Below are 13,877 nucleotides of genomic sequence, written 5' to 3'. Positions count from 1 at the left end.
GGGTCACCTCACGAGCTGGTCGGGTTGCGGGGCCTCGGCCGCCGGGATGGCGGCCGGTCCGAGGGCGAGGGCGGTCTGCACGCGGGTGTCGGCCACGACGCGGCCGCCGGCGACGACCACGCGCGCGAGGGTCGCGCCGGCCAGCACGTCGCCGAGCGGCACGTCGGGCACCAGCACGAGGTCGGCACGGTCGCCGACAGACAGTCCCGCGGCCGGGAGGCCGAGCACGGTGCGGGCGCCCGACGTCACGGCGTCGAGCGCCTCCCGCGCGGACAGGTGCGCCGCGGTCATGAGCAGCGACGTCGTCTCGAAGGGGTCGGCGCTGCCCGCGGGGTTGAAGGGGTCGCGCAGGTTGTCGGCCCCCGCGGCCAGGGGGACCCCCGCGTCCAGGAGGGCACGCACGGCGGTCAGTCCCCGGGGCGCGAGGTGCGTGCTGTCGCGGCCCTGGAGGTAGAGGTTGGTGATCGGCAGCGTCACCACGCCCAGGCCGGCCCGGGCGACGAGGTCGACGACGGGGCCGAGGCGGTCCGGCGGCAGCGACCCGAGCCGCACGACGTGGCTCGCGGTCACGCGCTGGGTCAGGCCGCGCGCGATCACCTCGCGGGCGAGCGCCTCGACGTCGAGCACGCCGTCGTCCGGCAGCGCCGTCTGCTCGTCGGCGTGCAGGTCCACGGGCAGACCGGTGCGCTCGGCCAGGTCGAGCACCCGGGTGATCTCCGCGCGCGGGTCGGGAGCCAGGTGCGGGCACCCGCCGAGCACGTCCACCCCGCGGGCGGCCGCCTCGGCGAAGACCTCGGTGGGGGTGTGCCACCCGCCGAGGAGGCAGACCTGGAGCGTCACCGACCCCGCGAGCTCCTCGCGGAGGGTGAGCAGCGCGTCGAGCATGCGCAGCGGGTCGCCCTCCGCGGGGGCGTCCACGTGGGTCCGGACCGTCGTGATGCCCCGGCTGACGTAGCGCCCCACGGCGGCCCGGGCGCGGTCGAGCACGTCGGCGCCGTCGATGTGCGGGGCGATCTCCCGCCAGCGCTCGATCGCGCCCACCAGGTCCTCCCCCGTCCCGGCGGGGATGCGCGCGGCGGTCAGCGCCTTGTCGAGGTGCGCGTGCGGCTCGCACGCCGCGGGGAGCGCGAGCCAGCCCGTCGCGTCCAGCCGCCCCGCGTCGTCGCCCAGGTGCGGCAACCGGCCGGCGGGCGCCACGGAGGTGACCCGGCCGGCGTCGATCTCGACGTCGACGAGCTCGCCGTCGACGGTGCGCACACCGCGCAGGGCGGTGACGTGGGCGCCGGCGAGCAGCGCGGCACCGTCGGGACCACCGACGGGGAGAGGCGCCGACCTCGTGGTGCCGTCGTGCACGGCATCTCCTCTCCGCCGGCCCGGCCGGACAAGAATGTTGATCAGAGGAACATTCGGAACGCTAGAGGCGGCCTGTTTCCGCCGCGTGTCCGGTGCGGCGCGGCCGTGTGAAACGTCACCCCGCCCCGTGGAGCAAGATGGGTCCATGCGAATCGCCGCCCCCATCGAGATCGGCCCGCTCGACGCCGACGCCCAGCAGGCCGTCCGAGACCTGGCCGCGGCCGCGGAGGCGCACGACGGCGTCGCGCCGCTGTCCGAACAGCCCCTGCTCAACCTCGGCACGGACGCGGAGTGGATCACGCACGTCGTGGCGCACACCACGGCGGGCAGCACGGTCGGCTACGTGCAGATCGACCGGTCGGGCGAGACCGCGAGCGCCGAGCTGGTGATCCATCCGGAGCACCGCAGGAACGGTCACGGCCGGGTGCTGCTGCGCACCGCGGAGCGCGACGCCACGCTGCCGTCACGCTCGGGCGAGCCCGGCCAGCACGGCAAGCAGCTGCGCGTGTGGGCGCACGGCGACCTGGAGCCCGCCCGCGAGTTCGCGCGGGCGGCGGGGCTGCGGCCGGTGCGTGAGCTGCTCTTCCTGGCCCGCCCGCTCGCCGGGGCGGACGGCGCCCCGGAGGTGCCCGCCGCCCCTGCCGGCTACCGCCTGCGCACCTTCCGCCCCGGGGCCGACGACGCCGCCTGGCTCCGCGTCAACGCGCGCGCCTTCGCCACCCACCCGGAGCAGGGCCGGATGTCGCTCGACGACCTGCGCGCCCGGCAGGCCGAGCCGTGGTTCGACCCGGAGGGCTTCTTCCTCCTGGTGCCCGACGAGGCGCCCGGCGTGGACGACGCCGACCCGGTCGCGTTCCAGTGGACCAAGACGGAGCCGGGCCAGCCGGACGGCGCGCGCGACGGCGAGATCTACGCGCTGGGCGTCGACCCGGACCAGCAGGGCAAGGGGTTCGGCCGGCTGATGACCGAGGTGGGGCTGGCCCACCTCGCACGATCCGGGGCCACGCGCGCCGTGCTCTACGTCGAGGGCGACAACACGCCCGCCCTCGCCACGTACGAGCGCGCAGGCTTCGCGCGGGCCGCTGTACACGTGCAGTATGCCCGCCCGTGACGGACGCTCTCCGGGAGCGTCACCCACTGTGTACCGAACGGTGACACCATGAACGACATGAAGGACAGCGTCGCGAGCAGCTCCGCCAGGACCCGGGACAAGAACGGTCGATTCATGAAGCAGAGCCCCCGTACCGCAAGCGTGGAGCCGACCGACGGCGAGTCCGTCCCGGTTCCGGCCGCCAAGGTGACCGACGGCGTGCCCGCCGTCGCCGCCGGGGCCGCGCGGCCGACCGCGCTGAGGTCCGCCCTCGTCGAGAAGCCTGCGCAGAAGCCGGCCGCGCCGAGGCCGGCCCCGCCGAAGCCGGGCGAGCCGGAGGACATCCTGGCGCCGCACTCCCTGGACCCGAGCCTGGCCGCGCACATCGCGGAGCACATCGCGGAGAACCCCGGCGGGACGAGCCTGCTCGACCCGCTGCTCGGCGAGCCGCTGCCGGTCGACCGGTTCGCCGACCGGGAGCTGAGCTGGCTCGCGTTCAACCAGCGGGTGCTGGAGCTCGCGGAGGACCCGCGCATCCCGCTGCTGGAGCGCGTGCGGTTCCTGGCGATCTTCGCGTCCAACCTGGACGAGTTCTTCATGGTGCGCGTGGCCGGCCTGCAGCGCCGCATCGCCACGGGTATCGCGGTCACGAGCGCCTCGGGGCTCAGCCCCCGCCAGGCGCTGTCGGCGATCTCCGAGGGCGCGCACACCCTGATGGCCCGGCACGCGCGCGTGTTCGAGGACGAGGTGCAGCCGGCGCTTGCCGCCGAGGGCATCACGCTGGTGCACTGGGAGGAGCTGGACACCAAGGAGCAGGAGCGGCTGCACAAGTTCTTCCGCAAGCAGATCTTCCCGGTGCTCACCCCGCTGGCGGTGGACCCGGCGCACCCGTTCCCCTACATCTCGGGCCTCTCGCTCAACCTGGCCGTGGTGGTGGCCAACCCGGCCACGGGCAAGGAGCACTTCGCCCGCGTCAAGGTGCCGCCGCTGCTGCCGCGCTTCATCGCGGTCGACGCGTCGGGCAAGCCGCGCCGCCCCGGCACCAAGAAGGCCGACCCGCAGCGCGGCCCGCTCTCGTTCGTGCCGCTGGAGGAGGTCATCGCCCAGCACCTCGACTACCTGTTCCCCGGGATGGAGGTGCGCGACAGCCACACGTTCCGCGTCACCCGCAACGAGGACGTGGACGTCGAGGAGGACGACGCCGAGAACCTGCTCCAGGCGATGGAGAAGGAGCTCCTGCGGCGCCGGTTCGGCCCGCCGGTACGCCTGGAGATCGCCAAGGACATCAGCCCGCGCATCCGCGACCTGATCGTCCGGGAGCTGGGCGTCAAGGAGGAGGAGGTCTACGAGCTGCCCGCGCTCCTGGACCTCACCGGCCTCAACCTCATCGCGGACCTCGACCTGACCTCCCTGCACTACCCGCCGTTCGTGCCGTCCACGCACCGGCACCTCGCGGAGGTGGAGAGCTCCAAGCCCACCGACGTCTTCGCCGCGATCCGGCGCCGGGACATCCTGCTGCACCACCCGTACGACAGCTTCTCCACGAGCGTGCAGACGTTCCTGGAGCAGGCGGCGGCCGACCCGAACGTGCTGGCGATCAAGCAGACCCTGTACCGGACGTCGGGCGACTCTCCGATCGTGGACGCGCTGATCGACGCCGCCGAGGCCGGCAAGCAGGTGCTCGCCCTGGTCGAGATCAAGGCCCGGTTCGACGAGGAGGCCAACATCTCCTGGGCGCGCAAGCTCGAAGAGGCGGGCGTGCACGTGGTCTACGGGATCGTGGGCCTGAAGACGCACTGCAAGCTGTCGCTCGTGGTGCGCCAGGAGCCCGACGGCTCCCTGCTGCGCTACTGCCACGTGGGTACGGGCAACTACCACCCCAAGACGGCGCGCCTGTACACCGACCACGGCCTGCTGACCTGCGACCCCGACGTGGGCCAGGACCTGACCCGCCTGTTCAACCAGCTCTCCGGGTACGCGCCGAAGTCGACGTTCCACCGGCTGCTCGTGGCGCCCCGCGCGGTGCGCTCCGGCCTGGTCGAGCGCATCGAGCGCGAGGCGGCCGCCGCCCGCGCGGGCCACGAGGCGTGGGTCAAGATGAAGATCAACTCGGTGGTCGACGAGACGGTGATCGACGCCCTGTACCGCGCCTCCCAGGCCGGCGTGAAGGTCGACCTGGTCGTGCGCGGCATCTGCGCCGTCCGTGTGGGCGTGCCGGGCCTGAGCGAGAACATCCGGGTGCGGTCCATCCTGGGCCGCTTCCTGGAGCACTCGCGCATCTTCGCGTTCGCCAACTCGGTGGGCCCCGCCCTCGCCGAGGGCCCCGCGACGGGCCCGGAGGTGTACATCGGGTCGGCCGACCTGATGCACCGCAACCTCGACCGGCGCGTCGAGACCCTGATCCGGATCTCCGACCCGACCCACATCGGCGAGCTGCTCGGCCTGCTGGACGAGTCCATGGCGGACACGACGGCGTCCTGGCACCTGCTGCCGGACGGCCGGTGGGAGCGCCCCTCGTCGGGTTCGGAGGGCAACGGCCTCCGCGACCTGCAGGCGGTCCTGATCCAGCGGCAGCGGCGCCGGCTCGAGCCCGTCCGGTGACGGGCCGGAGGTCGGTGGTGGGTACCGAGCCGACGACGGCGACCTCGCCGCCGGCGGGGATGCACACTCCCGTGGTGATGACGGCGGGCGGGATCGTCTGGCGTCGTCGGGCCGGCAACGTACAGGTGCAGCTGGTGCACCGCCCCCGCTACGACGACTGGTCGTGGCCCAAGGGCAAGCTGGAGACCGGCGAGACCTTCCAGGGCGCGGCGATCCGCGAGGTCGCCGAGGAGACGGGCAAGGAGATCGTGCTCGGCCGCCCTCTGCCCGGCCTGCAGTACCTGACGCCGGAGGGCCGCGTGAAGCGGGTGCACTACTGGGCATCCCGCCGGGCCCGCAGGGGCCGGGACACCGCAGGGCTCGCGGCCCGTGTGCCGGTGGCCCCGGTCGACCGCGAGGAGGTCGACACGGTGGAGTGGCTGGACGCCGCCGACGCCGTGAGCCGTCTCACCCGCGCGTCCGACCGCGGGCCGCTGAACGCCCTGCTCGCCGCCGAGGCCGAGGGCGCGCTGGACACCCGCGTGCTCGTGATCGCGCGGCACGGCCGGGCGGTGTCGCGCACCTCCTGGCACGGCGGGGAGCGCGACCGTCCTCTCACCCCGCTCGGGCACGGGCAGGCCGCCGCGCTGGTACCCGTGCTGGCCGCCTACGGCGTCGAGCACGTGATCAGCTCCCGCTGGGAGCGCTGCGCCACGACCATCGACCCGTACGTGCGGGCCGCCGGCCTGCGCCCGAGCTACAGCGAGTACCTCACGGAGGCGCAGCACGAGCGGTCGCCGTCGCGCGTCGCGGCGACCGTGGGCGAGCTGCTCGAGGAGGCCACCGAGTCGTCGCTGATCTGCACCCACCGGCCCGTGCTGCCCACCGTGCTGGACGTGCTCACCCAGCATGCGGAGGGTGCCGTGGCGGACGGCCTGCCCCGGCAGGACCCGTTCCTCGAACCCGGCGAGGTGCTCGTCGCGCACGTCGCCGACACGCCCTCGGGACCGCGCGTCGTGGCCACGGAGAAGGCAAGTCCGCAGGTCTGGTGACCAGATCGACCAGGATCGTGGTGGACACACGTTTCATTTCGGCGCACTATCGGTCTCCATGAGCAGCGACCAACGACCGCCGAGACGGCCGGCCATGCTGGATCCCCGGGACGCCGACGCGCTACCCGGCGAGACGGACCCTGCCCTGCGTGACGAGATCGCCCACGCGACGGCCAGGGCCCTGGTGGACCGCGCCCGCACCACCGAGGACCCTGCCGTGGTGGAGCGGCTCATCCACCTCGTCGAGAACGAGGGCCTGGACACCGTCGCGGGCCTGTGGGCCGACGCCGCCCCCGTCTCCCTGCCGGGCGCGCTCTGGCGCCTGTACGTGCTGCGCGAGTGGGTGCGGCGGGACATGCCTACCGTCATGCTCAGGTATCGACTCGGTGTGGACGCCGCCCCGGTCCAGGAGGCCGTCGCGGGCGTGCCGAGCCCGCCGGAACCCGGTGACCTGCAGATACTCGCCGACGCCGTGCTGTCCGGCGTGTTCACCGGAGACCTCGCCGTCGCGCTCGAACGGGCGGGCGCGTTCTGCCGGATCCTCTCGACCGGCGCGGCCTTCGACGCGGACTCCCGCGAGGTCGCCGACCCCACCGGCGCCACCCGGATGACCCGGGGCGCCAGCTCGCTGCTGCGCACCGCGGAAGAGCTGGAAAGAGCCGGTGACCTGTGGAGAACCGGCTCCCTGGAGTAGGCCCGCACGCTGTCAAGCCCTCCGCGCGGGCGCGCCCTGTGACGTCCGACCCCCTTGGCAGATCCGCGTACGGGACTACGATGGTCCATGCGACGCCGGGCTGCGGTAGCCCCGGGCTCCACCTCAAGCCGCTACGAGCGGCCCCGCGCCGAGAGGCGCTCCCGGTTCGGCGTCGCCCAACTCTTCCCCCACATCCCGGCCTCCCGCGCCCTCCGTGGCGCCCCGGCACCGGCGCTGTGCCGTGTGTCACGAGTTGCCAAAGCATGACCTTGCAAATTGGCGATAGTCGGCAACAGCCCTACGCTGAGCAGGTTCCAGAGCCCTCAGAACGGGAGCCCTCGTGCGCCTTACTCCGCGCGACACCACGTACTTCGACCTTCTCGCCGCCCTGGCCCAGCATCTTGTCCGGGGCTCGTCCCTGTTGGCGGAGCTGCTCGGTGCGGACAGGGCGGGCCGCGAAAAGCTGGCCGACGAGATGCACGACGTCGAGCACCTCGCCGACGACGCCACGCACTCGATCATGCGGCGTCTCAACCAGACCTTCGTGACGCCGTTCGACCGTGAGGACATCTCCAGCCTGGCCTCGGCCCTGGACGACTGCATGGACGAGATGGACGAGGCCGCCGACCTCATCGTCCTCTACAAGGTCGAGGGCCTGCCGGACCGCGTCTCCGACCAGGTCCAGGTGCTGCAGCGGTGCGCGGAGCTGACGGCCGAGGCGATGCCGCGCCTGCGCTCGATGGACAAGCTCGCCGACTACTGGGTCGAGGTGAACCGCCTGGAGAACCAGGCGGACAAGCTGCACCGCAAGCTCATCGCCCAGCTCTTCGACGACCTGGCGGGCGACCCCGTCCAGCTCATGAAGCTGAAGGAGATCGTGGAGGTTCTCGAGAACGCCGCGGACAGCTTCGAGAAGGTGGCGAACATGGTCGAGACCATCGCCCTCAAGGAGTCCTGAGTTGGAGGTCGCCCTCGTCGTCCTCGTGGTCGCGCTCGCCCTGAGCTTCGACTACACGAACGGCTTCCACGACGCCGCGAACGCGATCGCCACGTCGGTCTCGACCCGGGCGCTGACGCCGCGCGTCGCCCTCCTCATGGCGGCGACCATGAACTTCGCGGGCGCCCTGCTGGGCACCGAGGTCGCGGAGACCATCGCCACCTCGATCGTCGACCTCACGGGGGCGAGCACGCACGCGGAGCTCGCCGTGGTGCTGTGCGCGCTGCTCGGCGCGATCACCTGGAACCTCATCACCTGGTGGTTCGGGCTGCCGTCGTCGTCCACGCACGCCCTCATCGGCGGGCTGGTCGGGGCCGGGCTCGCGGGCGGCATGAGCGTCTACTGGTCCGCGATCGTGGACAAGGTCGTGCTCCCGATGGTCATCTCGCCCCTGGTGGGCTTCGGCCTGGCCTTCGCCGTGATGATCGCCGTGCTGTGGATCTTCCGCAACGCCGCGCCGGCCAAGACCCACCGGCGCTTCCGCATCGCGCAGACGGCCTCGGCCGCCGCGATGGCACTGGGCCACGGCCTGCAGGACGCGCAGAAGACCATGGGCGTCATCTACCTGGCGCTGCTCACCGTGGGCTGGGCCAACCCGGACAGCGGCATTCCCCTGTGGGTCAAGCTGTGCGCGGCAGCGGCCATCTCCGCGGGGACGTACTCGGGCGGCTGGCGCATCATGCGCACGCTCGGCCGCAAGATCATCGAGCTCGACCCGGCCCGAGGCTTCGTGGCCGAGTCTGTCTCGGCGCTCGTGCTGTACGTCAACGCGTTCGTGCTGCACGCCCCGGTCTCCACCACGCACACGATCACCTCCGCGATCATGGGCGTGGGCGCCACCCGCAGGCTCTCCGCCGTGCGCTGGGGCGTGGCCCAGAACATCGCCATCGCCTGGGTCCTCACCATCCCCGCCGCCGCCCTCGTGGCCGCGCTGGCGACGTGGGCGCTCTGGCCGTTCCTGACCTGACCAGACCCCCGGGCGAGCTCTCCGCGCGCGACTGGCCCGGGGGGCGACTTAGCATCGCAGCATGAGCACTGGTCACACCGTCCCGAACGCCTCCGCGCAATCGGCCCACCGCAAGGCGACGGCACTCGCCTTCGCCGCAGCGGTGGGCGGCTTCCTGTTCGGCTTCGACAGCTCCGTGATCAACGGCGCCGTGAACGCCATCGAGGGCCAGTTCTCGCTCGACCCCACGATCACCGGGCTCGTGGTGGCCGTCGCGCTGCTCGGCTGCGCGCTCGGCGCGTGGGCCGGCGGACGCCTCGCCGACCGCTGGGGCCGCACCAACGTCATGGTGCTCGGCGCCGTCCTGTTCTTCGTGTCGTCGATCCTCTCCGCCATCGCGTTCTCCGCCTGGGACCTCGCCGTCTGGCGGTTCATGGCCGGCGTGGGCATCGGCATCGCGTCGGTGATCGCGCCCGCGTACATCGCGGAGATCGCGCCCGCCGCGATGCGGGGCCGCCTCGGCTCGCTGCAGCAGCTCGCGATCACCGTCGGTATCTTCGCGGCCCTGCTCTCCGACCAGATCCTCGCCGAGTCGGCCGGCGGCGCCGCGAACGTCCTGTGGCTCGGCTGGGAGGCCTGGCGCTGGATGTTCCTCGTCGCAGTGGTCCCGGCCGCCGTCTACGGCATCCTCGCCCTGCGCATCCCCGAGTCGCCGCGGTACCTCGCCGCGAAGGGGCGCGACGACGAGGCGCGGGCCGTCCTGGCCAGCGTCCTCGGGCCCGACGAGGACGTCGACGACCGCCTCGCGCAGATCCACCGCAGCATCGTGATCGACGAGACCAACGCCGCCGAGGGCTCGCTCCGGGGCAGCGCGCTGGGCCTCAAGCCGATCGTCTGGGTGGGCATCCTGCTGTCGGTGTTCCAGCAGTTCGTCGGCATCAACGTGATCTTCTACTACTCGAGCACGCTCTGGCAGGCCGTCGGTTTCGACGAGAGCCAGGCGTTCCTGGTCTCCACCATCACCTCGATCACGAACGTCGCCGTCACGTTCATCGCCATCGCGCTCATCGACAAGGTGGGCCGCCGTCCCCTGCTGCTCATCGGCTCGGCCGGCATGACCGTCTCGCTCGGCCTGATGGCCCTCGCGTTCACGCAGGCGACCGGCTCGGGCGAGGACATCTCGCTGAGCGGCCCGTGGGGCGTCATCGCCCTGATCTGCGCCAACGCGTTCGTCGTCTTCTTCGGCGCCTCGTGGGGCCCGCTCGTGTGGGTGCTGCTCGGCGAGATGTTCCCCAACCGCATCCGCGCCGCCGCCCTCGGAGTCGCGGCGGCCATGCAGTGGATCGCCAACTTCGCCATCACCCTGACGTTCCCGCCGCTGCTGTCCGCGTTCGGCGCCAGCGTGCCGTACCTGATGTACGCGGCCTTCGCGGCGCTGAGCTTCTTCTTCGTGTTCAGCAAGGTGCCCGAGACCAAGGGCATGGAGCTCGAGGACATGGGCGACGAGTCCCGCGCCGGGGCCTGACCCCGGCACACCGCACCAGCCGCGCACCAGCCGCGGCCACGGCGCCGCTCCCCACCCGGGGAGCGGCGCCGTTTCCATGTGCGCGGGCGGTGGACGGGCTGTGTCGCGCAGGTCACACCGCCGCCGTCGACCCCCCGGCCCGGAGACCCTTGCATTCGGCAACCATCCGGATATAGTTGCTTTAAGCAATCAAACGCGAGGCACCCATGACTTCCCACAGCAGCCGGACGCCGTCCGGCACCGAAGCCCCCGCCGTCGCCCTGATCACCGCGCTCCAGAGCCTGTCCCGCGCCCAGCGGGAGGCGGCGGCACGTATCGCCCACGAGCTCGACTGGCCCAGGGCCGGCGTCGCCGTGCTGCACCTGCTCGCCAAGTGCGGCCCGGTCTCCCTGTCCGACATCGCCGCGCGCCAGCGCGTCGACCTGTCGGTCGCGAGCCGCCAGGTCAGCACCCTGGCCGACGCCGGATACGTCGTCCGGACCGTCGACGACGAGGACCGCCGGGTCCGCACCGTCGAGCTGACCGATGCGGGCCGGGCTCTCGCAGCCGAGGCCACGGAGCAGTACAAGAAGCTCATCGACCGGGCGTTCGCCGCCTGGTCGCCCGAGGACCTCGACCAGGCGACCCGCACGCTGGACCGCCTCGTCGACACCATCAGTGCGGACATCCCGGACCGAAAGACGCCCCAGAACCAGCAGGAGTGTGCATGACCAGCCCCAACACCACGACCACGGTGGCCGAGCCCGACCACCTCCAGGGCGAACCACCCGCCATGACGCACACCGAGGTTCTCCGGGCGCTGTCCGGGATCCTCCTCGGCATGTTCGTGTCGGTCCTCGCGATGTCCGTCGTCTCGTCGTCCCTGCCAAAGATCATCACCGACCTCGAGGGCGGCCAGTCGGCCTTCACCTGGGTCGTGACGGCGACCCTGCTGACCTCGACGATCTCGACCCCGATCTGGGGCAAGCTCGCCGACCTCACCAACCGCAAGACCCTGATCCAGATCGCACTGGTCATCTCGGTGCTGTCGGCGGCCGCCGCCGGCTTCTCGCAGGACGTCGGCCAGCTCATCACGTTCCGTGCCTTCCAGGGCATCGGCGCGGGCGGCCTGCAGTCCCTGGCCGCCGTGCTCATCGCGGACATCATCAGCCCGCGCCAGCGCGGCCGGTACATGGGCCTCATGGGCTCGATCATGGGTGTCGGCATGGTCGGCGGCCCGATCCTCGGCGGCTTCCTCACCGACGCCATCAGCTGGCGCTGGAACTTCTTCGTGGGCCTGCCGTTCGCGATCGCCTCGATCATCGTGCTGCAGATGACGCTCAAGCTCCCCAAGCGCCCCCGTGGCTCGGCCCGGATCGACGTCATCGGCGCCACGCTCATCTCGGTCGGCATCGCCACCCTGCTGCTGTGGATCACCTTCGCGGGCAGCAAGTTCGACTGGATGTCGTGGCAGACCGTGGCGATGGTCGGCGGCTCCCTGGTGATCCTCGCGATCGCGGTGCTCGTGGAGCTGCGGGTCAAGAACCCGCTCATCCCCATGTACCTCTTCAAGAACCGCACGCTGGTGCTCGCCGTCATCGGATCGGTCGCCGTGGGCGTCGCGATGTTCGGCTCGTCGGTGTTCCTGAGCCAGTACATGCAGCTCTCGCGCGGCAAGACGCCCACCGAGTCCGGCCTCTACACGATCCCGATGGTGGTCGGCCTGTTCCTGTCGTCCACGATCAGCGGGCAGCTCATCTCCAAGACCGGCCGGTACAAGCCGTTCATGGTCGCCGGCGGCGTGCTCCTGACGGGCGGCCTGCTGCTCCTGTCGACGCTCGACTACCACACCTCGTTCGTGCTGGTGTCGATCTACCTGTTCGTGCTCGGCGCGGGCGTCGGCATGCTCATGCAGAACATGGTGCTGGCCACGCAGAACACGCTGCACATCAAGGACTCGGGCTCGGGCACGTCCACAGTGACGTTCTTCCGCTCGCTCGGCGGCGCCATCGGCGTCTCCGCGCTCGGCGCGATCCTGGGGCACAGCGTGAAGGAGAACCTGAAGGAGGGCGTCACCGCGATCGCACCCGAGCTCGCCAAGCAGGGGATCGACCCGTCGGCGCTGTCCTCCGGCGGCGGCACGCTGCCCGATCTCTCGACGCTCCCGGCCCTGCTGGTCGAGGTCGTCGAGAAGGCCTACGCGAACGGCATCGCGGACATCTTCCTCGCCGCCGTCCCGCTCGCCCTGGTCGCGCTGCTCTGCGTCTCCCTCATCAAGGAGGTGCCGCTGGGTCACCGGTCGGGCATCGACCAGCTCAAGGACCTCGACCCCGTCGAGGCGTAGGGCGATCAAGTGGGGGATTTCGTACCCCTGGGCTGTGATCCGAGCGCTTGACCCGTCATCATGGGCGCATGCTCTCGAGTAACGGCAGGTCCAGCACGGACACGTCCGAAGACGGTGCCGCCACCGGCAGGGGGGCCGGCGGCGGCACCGTCGACGACACGGGGACCGGGCCGGGGCCGTACGAGAGCCTGGAACGCGAGATCCGGCTGCTGATCCGCCGGGCGCAGTCCAACGGGGCGTCCATCGCCCAGCGGGTGCACCCCGAGCTCGACGCCAGCGCGTACCCGCTCCTGGCGCACATCGCCGAGCGGCCCGGCACCCGGGGCTCGGACCTGGCCGCCTACTTCGGCGTCGGGCGGGCCACGGTCTCGCGGCAGCTCAGCCGCCTGGTCGAGCTCGGCCTCGTGGAACGCACCGTCGACCCCGACGACAGCCGCGGCCAGCGCATCACCCTGACCCCCGACGGCAGCGCCCGCTTCGAGCAGGCGCGTACCAGCCGGGTCGCCATGCTGGAGGGCGCGCTCACGACCTGGGAGACCGACGACGTCGCCCAGCTCGCCCGGCTCCTCAACCGCTACTCGGCGGACATCGTGGCGTGGAAGGCGAGCGTGCGCTGACGCGCTCTCCGGCGTCAGCGCACTCCGGGATCAGCTCTCCTCGAACGTGAGGCTCACCGAGTTCATGCAGAACCGGTCGCCCGTCGGGGTCTGCGGCGCGTCGTCGAACACGTGCCCCAGGTGGGAGCCGCAGGTGGCGCAGCGCACCTCGGTGCGCACCATGCCCAGCGAGCGGTCCTCGATCAGCTCGACGGAGTCGCCGGCGAGCGGGCTGTAGAACGACGGCCAGCCGCAGTGCGAGTCGAACTTGGTGTCCGAGCGGAACAGCTCGGCGTCACACGCGCGACACCGGTAGACGCCGGTGCGCTTCTCGTCCAGCAGCTCGCCCGTCCAGGCCCGCTCCGTGCCCGCCTGGCGCAGCACCGCGTACTCCTGGGACGAGAGCTGCTCGCGCCACTCCTGGTCGGACTTCGAAATCTTGTACGTCATCTCAACACCTCCGCACAGAGCAACTTCCCGCTCGCCGCCGGTGTTCCAGCGGTGACGAACACGTAAGGCCTCCCGACCGGTCGACCGGTCGGAAGGCCCCACGAGTCCTGCTGTGGCCGCGTCAGCTCGCGGCGGACGCGTTCGCGTTGCCCGCGCCGCGGCCACGGCCGCCCCGCCGACGACGGCGGGGGGCGGCGCCGTCCGGCCGCGGGAAGTGGTCGGCCGCGGTACGCCCGCCGCCCGACGCCGGACGCGCGGCCCCGCGCTGCCC

General features: G+C 72.0%; 12 protein-coding genes. 10 read left to right on the top strand and 2 right to left on the bottom strand.

Translation table 11 applies throughout. The features are described from left to right. Positions 1–3 precede the first annotated feature (3 nt). A complete protein-coding gene (locus tag QRN56_RS24035) occupies positions 4–1,353 on the bottom strand; it encodes an amidohydrolase family protein (protein ID WP_285107557.1) in 1,350 nt (449 codons plus the stop codon). Positions 1,354–1,498: 145 nt separating this feature from the next. Between QRN56_RS24035 and mshD the strand changes: the two genes are divergently transcribed. The 10 genes from mshD to QRN56_RS23985 all read left to right on the top strand — a co-directional run bounded on the left by mshD (position 1,499) and on the right by QRN56_RS23985 (position 13,177). Continuing rightward, a complete protein-coding gene (mshD, locus tag QRN56_RS24030) occupies positions 1,499–2,464 on the top strand; it encodes a mycothiol synthase (protein ID WP_285107555.1) in 966 nt (321 codons plus the stop codon). Between the two features lie 57 nt (positions 2,465–2,521). Next, positions 2,522–5,044: an RNA degradosome polyphosphate kinase gene (locus tag QRN56_RS24025; RefSeq protein ID WP_285107704.1), complete on the top strand. Its 2,523-nt coding sequence runs from the start codon at positions 2,522–2,524 to the stop codon at positions 5,042–5,044. 14 nt (positions 5,045–5,058) lie between these two features. After that, entirely contained in the window at positions 5,059–6,075 is a 1,017-nt protein-coding gene (locus QRN56_RS24020) for an NUDIX hydrolase (protein WP_285107553.1), read from the top strand. A 94-nt stretch (positions 6,076–6,169) separates the two neighbouring features. Then, positions 6,170–6,769 (top strand): hypothetical protein, encoded by a 600-nt coding sequence (locus QRN56_RS24015; RefSeq protein WP_285107551.1) that lies wholly within the window; start codon positions 6,170–6,172, stop codon positions 6,767–6,769. 340 nt (positions 6,770–7,109) lie between these two features. Further along, entirely contained in the window at positions 7,110–7,727 is a 618-nt protein-coding gene (locus tag QRN56_RS24010; protein WP_285107549.1) for a DUF47 domain-containing protein, read from the top strand. 1 nt (position 7,728) lies between these two features. Further along, positions 7,729–8,733 carry an inorganic phosphate transporter gene (locus QRN56_RS24005; RefSeq protein WP_285107548.1) on the top strand — a complete coding sequence of 335 codons (1,005 nt, stop codon included), beginning with the start codon at positions 7,729–7,731 and terminating at the stop codon, positions 8,731–8,733. Between the two features lie 61 nt (positions 8,734–8,794). Then, entirely contained in the window at positions 8,795–10,237 is a 1,443-nt protein-coding gene (locus QRN56_RS24000) for a sugar porter family MFS transporter (protein ID WP_285107546.1), read from the top strand. A 206-nt stretch (positions 10,238–10,443) separates the two neighbouring features. Continuing rightward, on the top strand, positions 10,444–10,947 hold the full coding sequence (locus QRN56_RS23995; RefSeq protein WP_285107544.1) for a MarR family winged helix-turn-helix transcriptional regulator: 504 nt from the start codon (positions 10,444–10,446) through the stop codon (positions 10,945–10,947). Continuing rightward, a complete protein-coding gene (locus QRN56_RS23990; protein WP_285107542.1) occupies positions 10,944–12,560 on the top strand; it encodes an MDR family MFS transporter in 1,617 nt (538 codons plus the stop codon). The genes QRN56_RS23995 and QRN56_RS23990 overlap by 4 nt, the downstream gene beginning before the upstream one ends. 68 nt (positions 12,561–12,628) lie before the next feature. After that, positions 12,629–13,177 (top strand): MarR family winged helix-turn-helix transcriptional regulator, encoded by a 549-nt coding sequence (locus QRN56_RS23985; RefSeq protein ID WP_285107540.1) that lies wholly within the window; start codon positions 12,629–12,631, stop codon positions 13,175–13,177. 30 nt (positions 13,178–13,207) lie between these two features. Here QRN56_RS23985 and msrB read toward each other — a convergent pair whose 3' ends face one another. Beyond that, positions 13,208–13,606 carry a peptide-methionine (R)-S-oxide reductase MsrB gene (gene msrB, locus QRN56_RS23980; RefSeq protein WP_108495362.1) on the bottom strand — a complete coding sequence of 133 codons (399 nt, stop codon included), beginning with the start codon at positions 13,604–13,606 and terminating at the stop codon, positions 13,208–13,210. Positions 13,607–13,877: the final 271 nt, after the last annotated feature.

This window comes from Promicromonospora sp. MEB111, assembly GCF_030209445.1.
Classification (GTDB): domain Bacteria; phylum Actinomycetota; class Actinomycetes; order Actinomycetales; family Cellulomonadaceae; genus Promicromonospora.
This window is presented reverse-complemented; position numbering and strand designations above follow the sequence as displayed.